General features: G+C 37.3%; 12 protein-coding genes. 8 read left to right on the top strand and 4 right to left on the bottom strand.

Annotated elements, in window-relative coordinates; all coding sequences use genetic code 11:
- Together RAO94_03690 and RAO94_03685 are read right to left on the bottom strand one after the other, a co-directional pair.
- Window positions 1-3,225 (bottom strand): PKD domain-containing protein (locus tag RAO94_03690; protein ID MDP8321436.1); only part of this gene is annotated, 3,225 nt, incomplete at its 3' end.
- A gap of 326 nt (window positions 3,226-3,551) precedes the next feature.
- The gene (locus RAO94_03685; protein MDP8321435.1) at window positions 3,552-5,156 is read right to left on the bottom strand and encodes a hypothetical protein; all 1,605 of its coding nucleotides are present in this window, start codon (window positions 5,154-5,156) and stop codon (window positions 3,552-3,554) included.
- A 635-nt stretch (window positions 5,157-5,791) separates the two neighbouring features.
- Between RAO94_03685 and RAO94_03680 the strand changes: the two genes are divergently transcribed.
- From RAO94_03680 to rlmN, 7 genes are all read left to right on the top strand, one after another.
- Window positions 5,792-8,107, top strand: a complete 2,316-nt coding sequence (locus RAO94_03680; GenBank protein MDP8321434.1) for a M6 family metalloprotease domain-containing protein — start codon at window positions 5,792-5,794, stop codon at window positions 8,105-8,107.
- 229 nt (window positions 8,108-8,336) lie between these two features.
- Window positions 8,337-11,006, top strand: coding sequence for a PBP1A family penicillin-binding protein (locus RAO94_03675; protein ID MDP8321433.1), 2,670 nt, complete (start codon window positions 8,337-8,339; stop codon window positions 11,004-11,006).
- A complete protein-coding gene (locus RAO94_03670; protein MDP8321432.1) occupies window positions 11,007-12,122 on the top strand; it encodes a glycosyltransferase in 1,116 nt (371 codons plus the stop codon).
- A gap of 9 nt (window positions 12,123-12,131) precedes the next feature.
- Entirely contained in the window at window positions 12,132-13,589 is a 1,458-nt protein-coding gene (locus RAO94_03665; GenBank protein ID MDP8321431.1) for a hypothetical protein, read from the top strand.
- An 11-nt stretch (window positions 13,590-13,600) separates the two neighbouring features.
- Complete coding sequence (locus tag RAO94_03660; protein ID MDP8321430.1) at window positions 13,601-14,836, top strand: putative sugar nucleotidyl transferase; 1,236 nt, start codon at window positions 13,601-13,603, stop codon at window positions 14,834-14,836.
- A 34-nt stretch (window positions 14,837-14,870) separates the two neighbouring features.
- Complete coding sequence (ricT, locus tag RAO94_03655; protein ID MDP8321429.1) at window positions 14,871-15,713, top strand: regulatory iron-sulfur-containing complex subunit RicT; 843 nt, start codon at window positions 14,871-14,873, stop codon at window positions 15,711-15,713.
- The gene (rlmN, locus tag RAO94_03650; GenBank protein MDP8321428.1) at window positions 15,688-16,752 is read left to right on the top strand and encodes a 23S rRNA (adenine(2503)-C(2))-methyltransferase RlmN; all 1,065 of its coding nucleotides are present in this window, start codon (window positions 15,688-15,690) and stop codon (window positions 16,750-16,752) included. Before ricT ends, rlmN begins: the two co-directional genes overlap by 26 nt.
- 20 nt (window positions 16,753-16,772) lie before the next feature.
- Here rlmN and RAO94_03645 read toward each other — a convergent pair whose 3' ends face one another.
- Entirely contained in the window at window positions 16,773-17,603 is an 831-nt protein-coding gene (locus RAO94_03645; protein MDP8321427.1) for an Mrp/NBP35 family ATP-binding protein, read from the bottom strand.
- Between the two features lie 358 nt (window positions 17,604-17,961).
- Here RAO94_03645 and RAO94_03640 point away from each other — a divergent pair, with 358 nt between their 5' ends.
- Window positions 17,962-19,284, top strand: coding sequence for a cyclic 2,3-diphosphoglycerate synthase (locus RAO94_03640; protein MDP8321426.1), 1,323 nt, complete (start codon window positions 17,962-17,964; stop codon window positions 19,282-19,284).
- A gap of 76 nt (window positions 19,285-19,360) precedes the next feature.
- On the opposite strand, the gene metG is transcribed toward RAO94_03640, so the two are convergent.
- Entirely contained in the window at window positions 19,361-21,376 is a 2,016-nt protein-coding gene (gene metG, locus RAO94_03635) for a methionine--tRNA ligase (protein ID MDP8321425.1), read from the bottom strand.
- Between the last annotated feature and the right edge of the window lie 3 nt (window positions 21,377-21,379).

Genomic DNA, 21,379 nt, shown 5'->3' with positions numbered 1-21,379 from the left:
GTTATCATTTAAATTAGTCACAATATTACCCTGAGGTCCATCATACATTGATAATTCCTGATCCACACCGTTGATATATATATGCACTTCGCTTACACCATTATAACTAACAGCTACATGCTGCCACTCATTTAAAACAATAGAATTTTCAGGTGTACCTACCCAGGTGGTCTGCCCAATCTCCGTAATAGATTGGAAAACTATATTTTGCGTTTGTTCTCCTTGTATAAACAGGCTAAATTTATCCTTATCGAAAATGCGACCTGATCCTGTTTCTGGATTTTCACCCCATCCAGCAGGTTTGATCCATGCTTCCAGCGTCAAAGCTTCTGAGATTTCAAGCTCTGCATTGGCTGTGCATTCTAAAAAGCTGTTACTCCCATTAAATTCAAGGGCACTTTCATCATCAAAAACGCGAATATAATCTTCCATGGTTATTGTCTGTGGTTCATTTCCATTATCCACCGTTAAACTTATATCATATGATCCCGGTTCTTCAAATACCCAGACCGCATTCTGGTCATAGGAATCTGTTATTCCGTCATTATCGAAATCCCAGGCCCATGAAATGACTTCAGGGATTGCCCATGAATTATCAAAAAAGATCACAGGCAGCGGAGCAAATCCTGTTCGAGGTATTCCTTCAAATCCAGCAGTCAGCATCGGCAGATCAAAGAATTCAATTAGATTCAGTAAAATATCCTGCCTGGTTGATGGTGACTCATTATCCACCAGGTCAGCAAGTGAATAAGCAAAGACAAAAGTTTTTTGTCCAAATACTCCCTCTCCCTGTACAGCTACATCACCATATCCAGATTCCGAAAAGGCAATAGATCCCTGCCCGTTAGCATAATATTTATCAATATACCAGTTATTAGTTTGATGAGAAGAGTTAAAATTCATTCCATCTGTAATTGTTCCCGTCGCACCACTGAGATTATTTATCGGGTTAGGTGATTGGAAATAGTTCTGCACACTTTGTACTCCAAATATCTGTCTGAATTCCTGGGTGTTGGGATAGCCAATAAATTCCATAGCTCCAAATAAAGAGCCGCTTTCCAGATACACACATCCACCTGTTTCCAGATAATTCACTATTGCTTCACCTTCATCATACTCAGGAAAAGTTCCCGCATCAAAATTCTGTCCAAGATTCCCGAAAGACAGAAAAACTGCAGAAAAGCCCTCTAAACTCGAAGGGATGGAATTGGTGTACATTGCTTCAATTCCCAGCTCAGTCAATGTCTCATAAATATATGTCCCGCTGAAATCTTCCCCCTCTGCAATCCCTTCATATACCAGTATTCCCGAATTAACAGAAACAAAGTTCTCCGAGATATTCGTATTAGAATTCACACCGTCAGATATAGTAAATGCCACTGTATATAATCCTGGATCTGTAAAAATATGCATTGGGTTCTGCTCATAGGAATCAATTATCCCATCATTTTCGAAATCCCATTCCCAGGAAGTGATAGGACCCGGAAACGCAAAAGACATATCTGTGAAATTTACAATTACAGGACTGGGTCCTCCAGTGACATCAGCTTCAAAAATTGCGGTCAATGGACCTTCGATATAGCCACGTTCAGTAAATACAGGTATGATCTGATCCATATTTTCTCCGCCATTTAAATCTATATCTGCCTGCATAAAGGCATATGCTGCATCTCTCTGATTTGTATTTACATCTGCCATGGATATCCCTTCCCAGAGAATTTCATCTGTAACTTCCCTGCTTATTAGATTATAGATTGACATTAGAGAGGAAGACCACAATTGCCCATCATAATGTACTTCTCCTATAAGTCCTTCTGGATAATGGGCAGGTAAATTTGTTACCCGCATATAATCACCTCCCAATGCAGGTTGTAGTCCCCATAGGCCAAACCAGTCATATTGCTGGTCTTCTGGTTCAAAACATCCCAGACTGCGTGTATATGACTGCGCCCAGTAATCAGCAATTCCTTCACTCAAGCCTTCCACTTGGGATAATTGTCCTCCGGTTATCCAGTCGTGAATTGCATGACCCAGTTCATGATGGATAATCGCATTATCTTCTCCAGCATCTACAGCTTCAGCCGGACTGCCAAAAGCTACATGCCCGGTTGAAGGAGAATAATGTGCATTTACATCACCATTTAAACCTTGGGGATCAAAATGCACTCCGCCGGCATACTGATAAGGCATGATCTCATAACCCATCAATTCTTGGAGATAACGCATGGAACTGTCAATGTGGTAATATATGTTAACTGCTTCGAAAGGAAGCGCGCTTCTGGTATATTGAAAATCACTGCTGTCCTGGATAAATAATCCAGTATATGGAGCTTCATTATCAATTACTGCTGCATAAGGTCCCACAAGGGAATACGATCCTCCGTCTTCAGTGATTTCCAGCAGATCAACTTCCTTCAATTGTGCAGTAAGTGAATCTGTATCATTCCCACCATTATCGATAAAACCATCTTCACCATAAACAGTGGCAGCATTAGTTATTGGCTCAGGGTCAAATACCCAGCCTGAACCAGTTGTACGATAATAACAAGCTCGATCTTCTACTCGAATAATTTCTCCACTGGCAGCATCAACAAGTATTTCCCAGTCCCCTATAGCACCTTCTGCTGGAACCAGGGTTACTTTATGGACAACCACATTCTTCGGCAGATTCTCCTGGTAGATCATCGTTTCAATTTTTTCCAAATTGAGTTTCCCACTTATATTCAGATAATTTTTTGCAATCTGCATAGCTGCTGCTTCTGAGATATTAATACTGGTATTTACATCCCCCAGCCTCTTATATCCATTCATCACGAAAACAACCATATTGTCTTTATTAATACTGACCTTTATACTGGAATGATATATAGGTATACCTGCCAGAGTTTGTCTAAATTGTACCCGATATCCGTTTCCTGTTTCGTAAGATCTCACATATTCGATATCGGTCAAATCTTTGTTTAACTTTAGCCTATCAGCATTTTCTAACAAATACTGCCTTGCCATCGATTCAGGAGTTCCACTCTTTACCTGATAATGTACATTATATATTGCTGCCGGGATTCCGGTGAGTTTATCTACTCTCATATTTCCAATAACTTCTGTATTATCCTTCATCTCTGGAATTATCTCCAGACTTTTATTTACTTCAGGTTTTCCAGCATATGCACATAATGATGCCATAACTACAAAAAAACTTATAATTATCAATCCCGTTTTCTTCATGAGTACTCCTAATATTTTTCATTATTCTTATACTATTACCTTCATAATCCATAATTATCACTCCAGAAATTTAGTCCACTATAAAATATCTTCCTGCTGCTAAGTCATATGTGCAGTGACAGTGTACTTACAGGTGTGGTGCAGATGACGAGTATTTTTTAACCCAGAAAAACAAGTTAATAGTATCTTTATATGTATTTTTAATATCTATATCTAAATAATGAGATAAGCAAATCCACAGGGAAATACTAACATCATTAGCATTAGACTTACAGAAAATATAATACTACTGGATATTATTCAAAGTATAGAATAAATAATTATACTTAATAAAATGGGTTAGGGTAGTTTTGAAATGTTGGATGTGGAGTAAAACCATCAATTGTAATCGAAATTGGTCCATAATTTTCATCGTTCCCGCTAGAATCATTACTTTCTAACCAATAGTAATAAGTATTTCCTTCTTCCACTTCGCTTTCATCCAGAAATGTATAATTTGTAGGTTGTGATGTTGTTCCTGCTCCCGGAATTGGCTCAGAGTTAATTATCATACTATTGCTGAAATCTTCCTCTTCAGAACGACGAACATTCCAGCCAGCATTATTATATTCACTTTGTGTTTCCCATTGCAGAACAGGTGTGCCATCCATGCAAACGGCAGTGAAACTGCTCAGGATAACAGTATATGTAGGTTTGAGGAAACCAACTTCAAATGTTGTTGTACTATCCGTGATTGATGCTACTGTCAAAGGAAGAGTAACTGAACCTGTTTCCGGAATATCCCACTGTCCATTATAGTATGATGACCATTCCAAGCCATTATATAAGGCTAAAAGACTTTGCATTACCCCTGTGTAAGGCAAAGAAAACATAAAAATGTCGTCAATTTGCAAATTTCCGTTAATTATGATCACGTAGCTATAATCAGCATAGTACCAATATCCGTTCTGTATTTCATCATAAATCTGAAAATTTATCTCATATCCGGGTCCATCACCATCATCAGGAGGAACTACTATTACATTTCCTGCAATTTCTCCTATTTCTGGTAATGTAATTGGTGTAAGTAGAAAAGTAGTTTCCACATCATTAGCTGTTCCACCACCAGAACCATCAGGATCTCGAGATAATTTTCTTGAGTGTCTATCAGTTTGTATATTTGATGCCATATCTTGTCTGTTTATATTATAAGAATCTGGAAAATTGCTATTTACTGAAGTTCTTTCAATCTGCGGATTTGACCAAATAAGCTTGTAATGATTGCTTTCATCACTTTCCATCAATTTGGTATAGAATATATATTCCCCTGTCATGGGATCAATGAGTTTAATATTTATGCTGTTAGATAAAGTAAAAGTACCATAATAATTAGCATCTGCGTCATAATAGGGCTGCGATCCTGTATGAAATAAATGAGGAAATGCCAGCATGTTATTAAAGGCAAATCGACCATTTACATTTGTTGTGCCAATATTACTCTGGGAATTCCCTGTATTTAACCACATACACATATATTTACTCTGCTGAGAAGTAATTTCATTTGTATCATGAGCCCTGAATGTCGCCTCATAGCGGAAGATATTAGTTCCACCAATATTTGCTTGATTACCGGAAAAATCTTTGCCATCCCAGTTATAAGAATATGAACCATCTTCTAAAAAACCATCATGCAAATTTCTAATTAAGTGTTCTTTAAGATCAAATATATCAATCTTCACATCAGATGCTTCTGACACTAATAAATGGATAGTTGTTTGAGGTCTCATCGGATGTGGATCATTAAAACAACCATTAATGACGCTTACGTCCAATCCCGGTACAGCATGTCCATTGATATCTACTACAGAAATACTAAACAAATCGCCATTTGAATCATCATTGCCGCAACTCAATAAAAGTGCTGCCACGAGTATAATCAGCATTATTCTCATAATATCCTCCTTTAAAGCTTTCTACCATAAAATAATAATTTCCATTTTTTTGTTTTACAATTATAATTATCTTCACTACATTAAATCAGAGTTATGTAAAATTTATCTTTTATTCTATATTCAATTGCTGTTTTATAAAATTATTTTGTCAAGCACAATATTTCATCTTACTTAATTGGTCAGCTATCTATATTCTCCTATTTCTACTTCTTCAACTGCATTTATTATACCATATTTCACTGCCAAACTACTGAAAAAAGTGTTTCAAACTGCCAAACAGGTGTATCAACAAAGCACTATCTGACAAAAAAATGTCAGTACGTGCTTTGTTGTTCCTCCTTATAGCCTTTTTTAGCTTGAAATGTTGCTGAAATAGCTATGGGATGGGCGATTGAGATGTTGGGACTGGAGTTTGCATCATATTATAGGGGAAATTGGAGTGATTTTGATTATTTCAGTTTATTTCTGGGGGTATGTATGTAATAATGGTCAGTAGGGTTGTTATGGACTTGATGGACAAAATGGACTGTATGGACTTAAGGGATATACAATATTGCAGGAGATGAAAATTTCATGAAATTTGGAATATCTCTTGCTTCGATTAAGTTATAGATAATAAAAGAAATGAGGTGATAATGAAAAAGTTTGTGATATTGGCACTGGTGATATTTAGTGGATGGTTATTATTTGGAGCCTTACTGTATGATCAACCGGTGAGTGTGGAGCAGCCTGATGGCAGTAAATTGAATCTACTTGCAAGTGGAGATGAGTATTATAACTATCTTCATGACGCTAACGGCTATACTGTGGTTCAGAATCCTGAAACAGGTTATTATGTATATGGAACTATGTCCCGCGGAGTGTTAACTGCGAGTGACAATATAGTAAATGAAATGAATCCTGCTAGTTTAGGAATAAGCCCACATCTTCGTATAAGCAAAGAAGAATACCTTCAACGGAGAAGTCGATTTGATGTTCCTGAAAGATATCAGAGCCGTGCTCCTACAGAAGGAACTTTGAATAATTTAGTTGTATATATCAGGTTTGCTGATCAGAGTGAATTTCCAGAACCTCGCAGTGAATTTGATCCTTTATTTAATGCCGATGATGGAGAAACACCCTCAATGTATTCCTATTATCAGGAAGTATCCTACGAAACTCTTACTATCAGCAGCTCACATTATCCTATATCAGAAATGGACACAAATATGTCATATCAATCGGAATATCCCCGGGGATATTATTCACCTTATAATTACATCTCAAACCCGGAAGGATATGATGGCTGGGAAGAGAGAGCCGAGCGAGAGCAAACATTGCTGGCAAACGCCATTGAATTCATTGAACCGGAAGTTCCGGACTCTCTGGATATAGATGGCGATGAAGATGGACGGGTTGATAATGTATGCTTCATTATCAGAGGTGGAAATGATGGCTGGGCAGAATTATTATGGGCGCATCGCTGGTCATTATATATGGTGGATGCATATATAAACGGATACCTGGTGAGAGATTTCACATTTCAGCCACGAACTCAGGTGGAAGTGGGAACCTTGAATCATGAGATGTTCCATGCACTGGGAGCACCTGATCTATATCATTATAATTCCAATGTATATGCACCTGCTGCTGCGTGGGATATTATGGAAAGTGGTAATGGACATATGAGCGCTTATATGAAATATCGTTATGGCAACTGGATTGATGAACTACCCTTGATCAGCGAACCGGGCTTATATACCTTGCATCCAATGAGTGAAGGGGATGAAAATGTTTATCGTATAGCATCAAATAATCCAATGGAATATTTTGTGTTGGAATATCGTAAAAGAGTTGAAGGTACTTATGAGATGAATCTTCCTGGAGAAGGCTTACTAGTCTGGCGTGTTGATGGAACGCTTGATGGTCAAGGTAATGCAGATGGACCTCCAGACGAATTATATGTATATCGACCGGGTGGCGATTATAATAGTAATGGTAATCCCTCTGGAGCACCGTTCAATGCCGATTATGGCAGGACCGAATTCAATGATGAAACTGATCCTGCGGACTGGTTGCAGAATGGTGGATATGGAGGAATATTTATTCATCAGGTAAGTTCTGCAGGTGATAGCATCACATTCATCTATAATCCTGGTGAGGGCTTTATCGCAGGAACCATAACGAGTGATCAGGATGATGTTGATTTTACGCAGGGAATCGTAACGATTGGAGATGTTGAGATAATGCCCGGACCTGAAGGTGGATATTCTTATGTATATTATGAAGGCATTTATGATGTAAGTGCCTGGCTGCCGGGACATGGGATTGAGACTCAGACAATAGAAATAATCACAGGTGATATAACGATGCTTGATTTCGATCTATCATTTCTGGAAGCCCCTTATGAATTGACAGTAAATATGGAAGAAGCTCAAATGCACTTGGAATGGGAGTTTGATGATAGCTCAGCAGAAACTTTTGAGGATTTCAATGTGTATGTGAGATTAGGTGAGAACGGCAATTTCCAATCTATTGCCAGCACTACAGAAAATTATTATGAAACTACTCTTTCAAGTGCATTTGACTATGCATTTTATGTGATTGCAAATTACTCTAATGGAGATAGTGAACCTTCAAATATAATTGAAGTCGTTTTTTCACCAATTAATGAGGATGAATTGATCTTACCAGAGGTTGATGATTTTTACAGCTATCCGAATCCTTTTAATCCAGAAACTACAATACATTTTGCTTTGGCGGAAGCGGGGAAAGTACGATTGAGCATTTACGATATTAAAGGAAGATTAGTGAACACTTTGGTCAATAACATTCTTGATGAAGGTGCTCAGGCAATAAATTGGCAGGGCACAGACAGCCAGAGAAGAAAAGTAAGTTCAGGAGTATATTTTTACAGACTTGAAAGAGCTGGTGAACCAGTTAGAATAAAGAAACTTATTTTAATGAAATAAGATGTAAAAAATTTAAATTAAATAAATTAGAGATAAGGCAGACTTCGGTCTGCCTTTTTTTGTTATATCAGAAATAGGAATATTAGAATATAAGAATTGACTTATATAAGGATATTTTGACAATTGCAAATATAAATAATTAAGCGAGAGAAAATAGTTTATGGTGGTAAAAAGAAGTAAAAGCAGGAAAAGGAAAAGAAAGCCTGAGATACGGACAGTAAATTCTTATATGATGAGATATTTGTATTTCTTCCTGTGCCTGATTGTTCTCGTTGCTGGAATAGTGACAGGGATATTTTATTATTACAGCAAGGAACTTCCACCCCTTTCTGAATTACATCAATATGACATGAAGGTGGGCTCAGATGTATATGACCTGCATGATAATCTAATTCATACTTTTGCATTTGAACAACGAACCTTGACCAATGTGACAGAATTGCCTGATCATGTTAAAGACATCTTGATCTGTATTGAAGATAAAAATTTTAATAATCATTGGGGAATGGATTTAATGGGCTTTATCCGCTCTATGCTGATAAATATAAAAACCCGTAGTTTCTCACAAGGTGCATCTACTATTACACAGCAGCTTGCCAGAAATCTGTTCCTTTCACTTGATAAGACTATCCCACGTAAAATAAAAGAATTGATGCTGGCAGTTCTGATTGAGCGTAATTATTCTAAAGAAGAGATATTGGAGATCTATTTAAATAAGGTGCCGTTTGGTACAGGAACTTACGGGATAGAAGCGGCGAGTATGAAATTTTTTGGAAAGACTGCCAAATTTCTGACTATATCTGAAGCATCTACACTGATCGGATTAATCCAATTGCCCAATGCCTATTCACCCAAATATCATCCGGATAGATCATTATGGCGTAAAAATCTGGTTCTGAATAGATTAAAAGATGAAAAAGTGATCAGTACATTGCAATATTATGAAGCTAAGGAAGATTCTATACACTTGGTTAAAGCGGAATCAATGGGAACAGCCAAAGATTATTTTATTGAATATATCAGACCAATTCTGGAGCGTAAATACGGTACTCATACACTTTTTGGAGGAGGGCTAAAGATATATACCACCCTTGATGCTGATTTGCAGGAATATGCTGATAGTCTGCTTAATAGAGAATTGATCAAGTTTGAGAATAAAAACGATTACGAAGTCAAATATACTGATTTACCTGCTGACACAGTTAATATAGTCACAAATTACGTGCAGGGTGGAGTATTTTCGATAGAGCCGGAAACTGGATATGTGAGAGTATTAGTTGGAGGCAGGAATTTTAATCACAGCAAGCTGAACAGGATGATGCAGTCAAACAGACAACCGGGATCTGCTTTTAAACCTATAATGTACACCACAGCATTGGATAATGGTTATACTCCAGCTAGTGTAATCCAAGATGAGCCGGTCTGTTTTATTGAAAGAGACAGTATTTTCTGGCAGCCACATAATTATTCCAGAGAGACGTTTGGCTATCTGCGCATGCGTGATGCCTTAAGGAAATCAAGGAATATCTGGGCTATCAAGATGCTTTATGACCTTACGCCTCAAAAAGTGAAACAATATGCCCGTCGTTTTGGGATTTCTACTCCAATCTGGGCAGTATATTCCATGGCTATAGGTACAAATGTCGTATATCCTTATGAATTGATAAGTGCATATACTACATTTCCCAATAACGGCTATCGGGTGAAACCCATTTTTATCCGCAGGATAGAGGATAGTGAAGGTAATCTAATAATTAGTAATGAACCAGAGCGGATCAAAGTTGTAAATGAACAGGTAGCCTGGCTGATGACGAATTTGATGCAAAGCGTAACTGAAGATGGCACTGGAGTGGGAATACGTTGGCGGGGATATAAATGGACAGCAGGAGCAAAAACAGGAACAACAGATGACTTTCGAGATGCCTGGTTTATTGGTTATAATCGAAAGCTGGTTACTGGTATCTGGGTAGGTTTTGATAATAATGAATCGTTGGGTAAAAGCCAGAGTGGAGCCACAGCCGCCTTACCCGCCTGGCCTTACATCATGAAAAAGGCTATTGAACTTGATTCACCTCTTAATAATCAAGGCAAACCTATCGTTGACGGCTCTCGCTATGAATTTGATAAACCAGATAATATTATCACTAAAACCATTTCTAAAGAAACCGGGTTATTACCTGCAAATCGCTATGAAGAAACAATTGATGAGTATTTTATTGCTGGTACAGAGCCTAATGCGCTATCTGATTCATTGAATTATAATTTTCTGCCAACTATATATCGTGAAAATTACAAAGATTCTGTAGTATTTGATCTGGGTGGTAAACCTTTTGATTATCCTGATTCCACTCGTTATCTGGTAAAAAATCTAAATCCTGTTTTACGTGATTCTATCAATTATTGGAGACCCTTAGCAATAAGGGCAGAATTTGATTCGCTGGTATATTATCTAAATGGTGAAGCCTATCTTGCTCCAAACTGGGTTGACAGCCTTTTCATTATCAGAAATAAAATTGCTGGTCTGGACAGTCTGGGAAATATAATTCCATTAGAAGACAGCACAGCAGTTAACTACGTTTATGGTGACAGTATTCGTTACCACTTTAAACCAGTGGTATTTGCAGAGAGCATAATTGACAGCGTATTTTATTATCTGGGAGGTAAGGGACATCCCTGGCCATCAAATCAGCTCTGGCAAAAGGAGAGTCTGCCCCGAAGACCTGATCTGCGCGGAGCAGTAGTATATCGAGATCAGAAAGTAGTAGAAATCCCTGACAGTCTTCTGTACTGGATGGAATCTGATAGTATGCTGGTTGACAGCCTGGCAGTTGAAGAGCGAAATCTGATGGATTTGTGGCATATTGAGTCATCTGAAGATGCTCAGGACATACCTGAATAAATGCTTTGGAACTTACTATTATTATTCACAGCATGTGGAAGCTTGATCTATTACTATTATTTGATACTGAGCTGGAAAGGTTACAGTCAGCCGAGAAAAGAATTGATGGCTGGCAGAGAAAAAGTTTCTGTTGTTATCTCAGCCAGAAATGAATCAGAAAACATCAGAGAATTGATAATGCGATTGCGTAATCAGAATTATCCAGAAGATCTTTATGAAGTAGTAATTGCTGATGATGGTTCAGAGGATGGTACGGGTGATTTAATCAGGCAATATTCTGGCAGCTGGGATAATCTGAAGATAATTGAAATAGACAGGATAACTGCAGAACATCCTGGGAAAAAGAATGCGTTGCAGCAAGGTGTTGATTATGCTTCAGGGGATATCATCCTGATCACAGATGCAGATTGCAGACCTGGCAGGAATTGGATTTTATCAATGGTATCCTGCTTTGAATCAGATATAGATATGGTGGCTGGATTATCACGGATAGAATGCAATGAATGTAATAAATATGGAAGTGTTCAATGGTATGAGTATTTTGATTTCATGGCAATGTATGCAGTAGCGGGAGGATTGATCCTTTCTGGTAAGTATTTTTCCTGTTCAGCTCAAAATCTTGGCTATCGAAAATCAAGTTGGGAAAAAGTGGGAGGGTATCAGCAGATCATGCATTTGGTATCAGGAGATGATGTTAATCTGATGCAATTATTTAGAAAAGCTAGCCTGAAAGTCACATTTAATCGTTCTGCTGCGAGTTTTATGTCAACAACATCGATAAACAACTGGAGTCAATTTCTTAACCAGCGTATGCGTTGGGCATCAAATACAGGATTACAAATAAATTTGAATCCTGAGTTTTTTATTTATCTTATTAGTGTAATTGTGATCACTTTTTCACCCTGGATAATAATGATGATGAATTGGCAGTTTGGTATGTGGTTGCTTATTGTCAGATTATTAATCGAAATGAGTTTCATAAAAAATGTATTTCATCGCATAAAAGCAGAAAATAAAATTTGGTTGAGCTATCCTCTCTGGATGATAATTCAACCTGTATATATGATCATAGTTGCTTTTGGAGGTTTTTTCTCACTCTACAAGTGGAAATTATAAGGAGAAAATATGAAAAAATTATTAATATTTATTTTATTAATCATAATTTTACAGATTTATTCTCAAAGTGAATTTGACGAGTGGCTTAAGAATCAGAATCAGGAATATTCAAACTGGAAAAGCCAGATGGACAAGAACTTTTCGGAATTTCTAGAAAAAGGCTGGGAGATGTATGATATCGATATACCTGTAGAGAGAGATTCCATCCCTAAACCCGTAGATATTCCTAATCCTGTGGGTCATCAATGTCCTGATCTTACTGCTGGAGAAATTGTGGAAGTGGGAGATGAAAATATTGAATCTGAATTACCATTAGTAACTGAAATTCTGGAGGATGTTCAACGTGAACAATTAATGTATGCAGTCTCAAAAGGTACAGAATCTTTACGCCTCTCATTCTGGGGTCTTATCTTTAATCTCAATTATAATAGTAATATGAGCATTATTAACATTGATAAATGTAATGCTTCTACTATAGCAGATTTTTGGGGTAAGATCAGCAATACTGATTATGAGTTAATAATAAGTGATCTGCAAAAGATGAAGGAAAGATTCAAACTCAATGACTGGGCTTATAGCCAATTGATCTATCAAACCGGAGAAGAAATCTATCAGAATACCAATATGTCAAACTTGTTCACCTGGTTTATACTTACAAAAAATGGCTATGATTGCAAAGTAGGATATAGTGAAGATAATATATACCTGATGCTGGCAACTGAAAATACGATTTATGGTGAACCGCATCTTGCACTTGAAGGAAGAGACTATTATTCTGTTGATCTAAAAGGTGATGAAATTAAGCCAGTCTCAATATATACCTATGATGGGAAATATCCCGATTCCGACGACCTGATAGACCTGAATATCTCATCTACCCCTTACCTTGATGAGGTGGTTGTTGAGCGTAAATTGAGCTTTTCATATGGAGATAATACCTGGACAATACCTGTTAAACAGAATAAAATCCTGGTAGAATTTCTCGCAGAATATCCTGCTACTGATCTATCTGTTTATTTCAAATCAGAAATATCTCCTATGTTGAAGCAATCTTTAAAAGAAGGATTGGAGCCCATACTTGAAGGACGCTCTGAAGCCGAAGCTTTAAATATCCTCTTAAGGTTTGTACAGAAAGCATTTAAATATCAAACCGATGATGCACAATTTGGTGAAGAGAACAGTCTTTTTCCAGAGGAAACTTTTTATTATGAGTACTGTGATTGTGAAGATAGATCATTTCTATTTTCGTATCTGGTTGAAGAATTTCTGGGTCTTGAGGTAATTGGATTAGATTATCCTGGTCACATAGCCACAGCCGTCCAGATGAACTTTGATATTGAAGGAGATAAAATCACCTATAATGACACAGAATATCTTGTATGTGATCCTACTTATATTAACGCTGATATTGGAGTAGTAATGCCCCAATTCTCAAATGTGCAACCGGAAATCATCAGATTCCGGTAAGCGGAGGTACCATGAAAATAGTTCTATTTGATGATGTGAGTTACAGGCATTTTTTCCCCTTAACCTATACACGTTCAACTTCTGATCTGCGTGTAGGTATTCTGAAACTACGACAGAGATTGAATCTTTTTCTTGATAACACAGATAATTATCTGATTGTAGGAGATTATCTTAGGGATATTTACCATGAACGGCATCAAGACTGGTTTATTAATCAGTTACCTGAAGATGATATCTTACTGGTGAATACGCGCACAAAAATAAATCAGGAACTGGCAAAGAAAATATTGAGTCTACCTCTTGATCATTATCTAAGTAGTCAGGGAGAGCTTGTAGCTGCCAGGTTGGAAGTTGATGAACAATCTCTTGCTGCTGATCAGGTGGAATCATTACTGATTGGGATGAGAGAAGAAAAACTGGAAGATGATCTGCTTTGGAACTGGTTATGGAATCTTATCGCTGAAAATGGTAAATACATCAGTCAAGACTTTGAAATGGTTTTCAATGACAAAGATAATAATTTTGAAACGGAAATAGGTGTAACAATATTAAATCCCTATAACGTCTGGATTGGTGAAGGAGTAACTATTAAGCCAGGAGTTGTGATAGATGGTTCAGAAGGACCTGTAGTAATCGATGAAGGTAGCTTAATAATGCCTAATGCTGTAATAACAGGGCCAGTATATATCGGTAAAAAAAGCATTATCAAAGCGGGAGCTACTATCTATGAGAACACTTCTATTGGTCCAGTTTGTAAAATCGGGGGTGAAGTTGAAGGTTGTATCATCCAGGGATTTACAAATAAACAGCATAGCGGATTTCTGGGGCACAGTTACCTGGGAGAATGGGTAAATTTGGGGGCTGGCACCAGCAATAGTGATCTTAAAAATAATTATAAACCAATAAAAGTACATAGCATTCATCATGAAGAAAAGATTGAAACTGGTATGCACTTCCTGGGGTGCCTGATAGGTGATCATTGCAAGATCGGAATAAATAGTACGATAAATTCTGGTTCGGTCATTGGTTTTGGCTGCAATATTTATGGAGAAACAATGGTAAAAGATTTTATTCCTAATCTCCGTTGGGGAGAATCTGGTAAATTATATGGCTACCAGAAGGACAAATTTTTTGAAACAGTCTCAATGGTTAAGCAGCGCCGAGGATTAAGTTTGAGCGAGTCAGAAAAAGAGCTTTACATGAAACTGGAACATCTGGAGTCTGACAATAATAATAAAATAATATAACCTCTTTTATTAAAGAGAGTTATCGGAGATATTGATGCAGGAGTTTGTGGAAATAATTTTCCGGTCTCAACGGACAGGATATTTTGAGAATAAATTGAATCTGGAATTAGAACCAGATCAGCGAGTGATTTGTCGCGTTGAACGCGGAGAAGATATTGGTAGAATAATTAATTGTGCCTATACTGGACAGGAACTTGAAGAGAGAAGTAAAAATAATGAGATAAATCCCATTACCAGAATAGCAACTGATAAAGATCTTGAACAAATCCACCACATAGAAGAAAAAGAAAAGGAAGCACAAGCAAAATTCCTGAAATTGATGACCAAGTATCCCTTTGAAATGAAATTGCTGGATACTGTATATCAATTTGACGGTAATAAATTAACCTTCTTTTTTTCTGCTGATGGCAGAGTAGATTTTAGAGACTTTGTGCGTGAGCTGGCAACAGAATTTCGCACCAGGATCGAGCTTCATCAAACCTCTGGCAGAGAAGATGCAAAGCGATATGGTGGCTTTGGAATGTGTGGCTGCCAATATTGCTGTGTTTCATTTCTGAAGAAATTCAACCAGGTAAGCATTCAAATGGCAAAAGATCAGAATCTAATAGGTAATTTAAGTAAGATTTCTGGTCCCTGTGGCAGATTGCTCTGTTGTCTTCATTATGAAGAAGACTTTTATCTAAAGAAAATCGAAGAATTTCCAGTGGTTGGTGAACATCTAAAACGCAATGGCAGAATGTGTGTTGTGGTAAAAAATGACTATTATAATGATCAGATCTACTTGAAACCTCCTGATGAAGATATGGAGATATTGACTTTTGATCAATATAAAAAACTGATCAATATGGAGAATGAAGAAAACAAGACTGATGCCTAAAACTTCTATCTTGTCATTACTCCCGGCTGAATTGGAAGACGCAATTTCTGAACTGGGAGAAAAGAAATATAGATCAAAACAGCTTATGAATTGGATATATCAACAGAATATTCTTGATTTTACTAAAATGAGCAATTTCGCAAAGAATACGATCCAGACTTTCAATGATCATTTCACAACTTATGTTCCTTTTGTAGATAAAATTTCTCACTCTGATGATGGTACCCGAAAATACCTTCTAAAACTGATTGATGATAATTATATCGAAATGGTTTTGATCCCTGCTGAAGATAAACTCACTCTATGCATATCTTCTCAAGCCGGTTGCAAGCGAGGATGTATATTTTGTTCAACCAGCCGTTTAGGATTAATACGAAACCTAAGTGTGGAAGAAATAACAGGTCAGGTATATCTTGCCCGTCAGCTGGCAGGTGAATCAAAAATTACAAATATTGTTTTCATGGGAATGGGCGAACCTCTGGATAATCTGGAAAGCGTAATTAAAGCAATCAGAATATTGCAAAATGATCAATGCTTTTCCCTTAGTCCCAGAAGGATCACGGTATCCACCTGCGGAATAATACCTGGGATCAAGCAATTGTCAGAGACTGGATTAAAAGTTAAATTGGCAGTTTCATTAAATTCAGCTATAGATGATAAAAGATCTGAGATAATGCCGATAAATGTTAAATATCCCTTATCAGAATTAAAGCCCGCTCTGCAGCAATTTACTAAAACCAGTCATTTCAGGATCACCTTTGAATATGTTTTGATTCCGGGATTTAATATGGATATCAAAGACCAGAAAGCATTGAGAAAATTCACTGGTGATATATCCAGTAAGATAAACCTAATACCCTGGAATCCTATCCCTGGTTTAGATTGGAATAAACCCTCAGAAAAAGAAGTAAATAACTTTATGAATATTATGTATAAATTATCTGCAGTACCAATAACATTACGGAATAGTAGAGGTCAGGATATTAATGCTGCCTGCGGTATGCTGGCAGGTAAAAGAAGAGAAAGTCCCACCAGTTGATGAGACTTCTCATATAATGATTATTTAATTATTTCTAATATTTTCTTAGTGATTTCCTGCATGACCTTAGCTGCATCCAGCTTCCCGTAATCATAAATGTATGGTCTGCCTTCATCACCTGTAACTACTATATTAGGATCTATAGGGATACTTCCCAATATTCTCACCTTAAAATCTTCTGCTGCTTTCTTTACACCAGTACCAGCAAAAATATCGATCATTTCATCACAATGTGGACATTTAAAAGAGGCCATATTCTCAATAAGTCCCAGTACAGGCACTTTGAGCATCTCAGCAAAGCGAATTGATTTTCTGGCATCCAAAAGTGCCACATCCTGAGGGGTAGACACTATAATTGCACCATCCATTGCACCTATTGTTTGAATTGCTGAAAGTGGTTCATCTCCTGTTCCAGGAGGACAATCCACTATCAAAAAGTCAAGATCAGGCCAGTTTATATCAGATAAAAATTGTTTAATAGCACCTATTTTAAGTGGTCCTCTCCAAATCACAGGATCATCAGGATTCTGCAGCATGCTGGCTAAGGTGATAGCATATAGGTTATTTACTATTCTGATCGGTTTTGCTCTTACACCGTCTTCACTGACTTCCAGTTTTTTATTCTCAATACCCAGCATTTTAGCTATTGATGGACCATGGATATCTACATCCAGAATTCCAACTTTCTTACCCTGTAATGCCAATCCGTAGGCAAGATTTACTGAAACAGTGCTCTTCCCCACACCGCCTTTTCCACTGATGACAACTATCTTATGCTTGATCCGAGCCAGATTGTCTTTTAAATGCTCTTCAGATAATTGCTTATCTGCTTGAGTTTGTCCATTGCTCATAAAAAACCTCCATAATATTTTTCTTTGAGTCGAAGTTTTATATGTCTAACTTTGTGTCAACTGTTAATAGGTAATGCAGCTATAGTTGAACAACAAGCACGTACTGACATTATTTTGTTAGATAATTCTTTATTGTTCCGGCAAATATCAGGTTGAAGCCAATTAATAATTATAATATTATATAGTTAAGGAAATAAGGTAGCATAAATTGTGATATGGTTATATCAATTTCTGGTTACGGTTAAAATTTTACTGAAGAAATTAATAGGGTATATTACTGGTAATCTTATTACTTGACTTTAAAAAGGGGGTTTTAAGGTTGGCACAAAGTAATCATAAAAACAAAATAAGGAGATGTATGATGAAGAAAAAGGTATTAATAATGGGTGCAGCAGGTAGAGATTTTCATAATTTCAATCTCTATTACCGTGACAACGAGAGCTATAACGTTATCGCCTTCACAGCAACCCAGATCCCGGGAATCGATGATAAGAAATATCCTGCTGAATTAGCAGGTAAATTATATCCAGCAGGGATCCCAATCAAACCTGAAAGTGATCTTATAGATCTTATCAAAGAATATGATATCGATCAGGTGCTTTTTGCCTATAGTGATGTTCCTTATGAACGCGTTATGCACAATGCTGCTATGGTAAATGCCGCTGGAGCAGATTTTATCATGATGGGAACAAAACTTAGCCGTGTGAAAACTACAAAACCACTCATCACTATATGTGCTACAAGAACAGGATGTGGCAAGAGCCAGACAACCAGAGAAGTAGTGAGAGTACTTAAGGAAATGGGAAAGAAAGTAGTTTCTATTCGTCATCCCATGCCTTACGGTGACCTTGTGGCTCAGAAAGTACAACGTTATGCTGAGCTTGCTGATCTTAAAAAGCACAAATGCACAATCGAAGAAATGGAAGAATATGAACCTCATATCGCCATGGGATCAGTTATCTATGCTGGCGTGGATTATGAAGCGATAGTTCGCGAAGCAGAAAAAGAAGCCGATATTATTTTATGGGATGGTGGAAATAATGACACACCCTTCTATACATCAGATAAGGAATTGAAAATCCTTGTTGCTGATCCTCACAGAGCTGGTGATGAAATGAGCTATTATCCTGGCGAAACTAATCTTCACCTTGCTGACATTGTAGTTATCAATAAGATTGATTCTGCAGATCCAGAAGGCATACAGATAGTTCGTGATAATATCAGAGAACAAAATCCTAATGCCATCGTAGTAGATGCAGCAAGTCCTGTCACAGTTGACAAACCAGAACTTATTAGAGGCAAGAAAGTTCTCGTAGTAGAAGATGGACCAACTCTTACTCATGGTGAAATGACTTATGGAGCAGGAATTGTGGCAGCAGAGAAATATGGTGCTGAAGACTTAGTTGATCCAAGACCATGGGCAGTAGGTGAAATCGCCGCAACTTTTGCTAAATATCCAGAGATTGGTGAATTACTCCCAGCAATGGGTTACGGTGACCAGCAGATCAAGGATCTGGAAACCACAATAAATGATACTGAATGTGACCTTGTAGTTATTGGTACTCCAATAGATTTAAGAAGGATCATAAATATCAAGCATCCAGCTGTTCAGGTTGGATACGAACTTCAAGAGATTGGAAAGCCTACTTTGAAACAACTTATAGGTGATTTTTTGAAATAGACTCAGTTTACTGAGATAAAATAAAAAAGAAGAGTCCTCGGACTCTTCTTTTTTTTTACTTAATTATCTATTCCTTTCAACTCACTTCTGAACCGTCATCAATGTCAGCCATAGGAGTGAGAAGTGTGAGGTTATTATTATCATCACTTGCTGCCAGGATCATACCCTGGGAAGAAATACCCATTATATTTCTTGGTTTAAGATTGATCAGCATCAATACTTTTTTCCCTGTCAAATCTTCCAGAGCATAATATTGGGAAATCCCTGAAACTATCTCGCGAGTTTCTGAACCAATTTTAACCTGAAGTTTAAGAAGCTTCTTAGACTTTTTTATCTTTTCAGCTTTTAATATTTTCACTATCCGCATTTCCATTTTCATGAAATCATCATACTCTATTTCAGGTTTGTGTTCCAGTATAGCAGTGTTTTCCTGATCACTCTCCATCAGTTTCAGTTGTTCTTCTATCTGTTCATCAGTAATCTTTAGGAATAAAGGAGCAACAATACCAATTTGATATGATGTCAACTCCTGAGTAATATTCTGCCAGGAGAATATATCATTTAAATTCATCATTTTACGTAATTCCATCATCTTCGAAGGCAAGATGGGTGTCATGACAATTGTTATTTTACGCAATAATTCCAGGCATACATATAAAGTCTCACTTGCATGCTCTTTATCAGTTTTAATTGCTTTCCAGGGAGCTCTTTCATCGAAATAGCGGTTACCGACACGGGCAATATCCATAAGTAAGCCTGTAGTTTTGCGTACACGGTAATTTCTGTAGCAGGATTCTATTTCATCAATTAAATTCTGAACTTCAACAAAAGCAGTCTTAGAGGAATCAGAGAAATAATCCGGACGTTGTGTTTTTCCATCAAAGGATTTTTTGGTGAAAGTGAACACACGGTTTGCCAGGTTACCTAAAATATTTGCCAGTTCATTATTAATGCGAGCTTGAAAATCCTGCCAGGTGAAATCTGCATCTCTGCTTTCCGGAGCATTCGCAGCCAAAACGTAACGCAGTAATTCACCATCAAAATATTTAAGATATTCATCTACCCAAATGGCATAATTTCTACTGGTTGATACTTTGCTGCCTGCAATATTAAGATACTCATTAGCAGGAATATCATGTGGAAGTATGTAGGGCTCATTCTGCTCCATTAGCACTGATGGCCAGATCAGAGCATGAAAAGGAATATTGTCTTTTCCTATGAAATGGATCAGCTTGCAATCAGGATCAAACCAGTAATCTTTCCAACGGTCAGGAACACCAATTTTGTCTGCCCATTCCACAGTTGAAGAGATATATCCAATAGGAGCATCGAACCAGACGTATAGAACCTTGCCGTGGGCATCTGGCAATGGAACCGGTATTCCCCAGTCAATGTCCCTTGTAATAGCTCTTTCTATTAATCCTTCATTAAGCCAGCCCATAATGAAATTCAGAACATTATCTTTCCAGTAGGTTTTTGTACCCAGCCATTCCTTAAGCATATTTTCAAATTTGGGTAGTTCCAGATACCAATGATTAGTCTCTTTGATAACAGGAGTATTCCCACAGATTTTGCACTTTGGCTCGATGAGTTCAGTGGAGTTTATCAGTTTGCCACAACTATCACACTGATCACCTCTCGCACCATCTGTCTTACAAAAAGGGCAGATACCTTCAATATAACGATCAGCAAGGTATCTTTTATCATGCTCGCAATAAAACTGCTGACTTGATTTCTGGATAACATAACCCTTATCAAGTAAACTGAGGAAAAACTTCTGGGATAGTTCGTGATGGTAATCTCTGGCAGTTCCTGAGAAATTATCAAAATTGATATTAAGCCCCTTGAAACTTTGCTCTATCTGATCATGATAAAAGTTCACAAGTTCCCTTGGCGTTATCCCTTCCTTTTCTGCTTTTATAGAAACAGGAGCCCCATGTTCATCAGTTCCTGAAACAAAGATAATATTTGATCCGATCAAGCGATGAAAGCGAACAAAGATATCTGCAGGAAGATAGGCTCCTGCTACATGACCTATGTGCACTGGTCCATTTGCATAGATCAAAGCACTGGTTACTAATATTTTTTCCAAAAC

Origin of the sequence: Candidatus Stygibacter australis (genome assembly GCA_030765845.1) — a bacterium.
In the GTDB taxonomy this organism is placed as follows: Bacteria; Cloacimonadota; Cloacimonadia; order Cloacimonadales; family TCS61; genus Stygibacter; species Stygibacter australis.
This window is presented reverse-complemented; position numbering and strand designations above follow the sequence as displayed.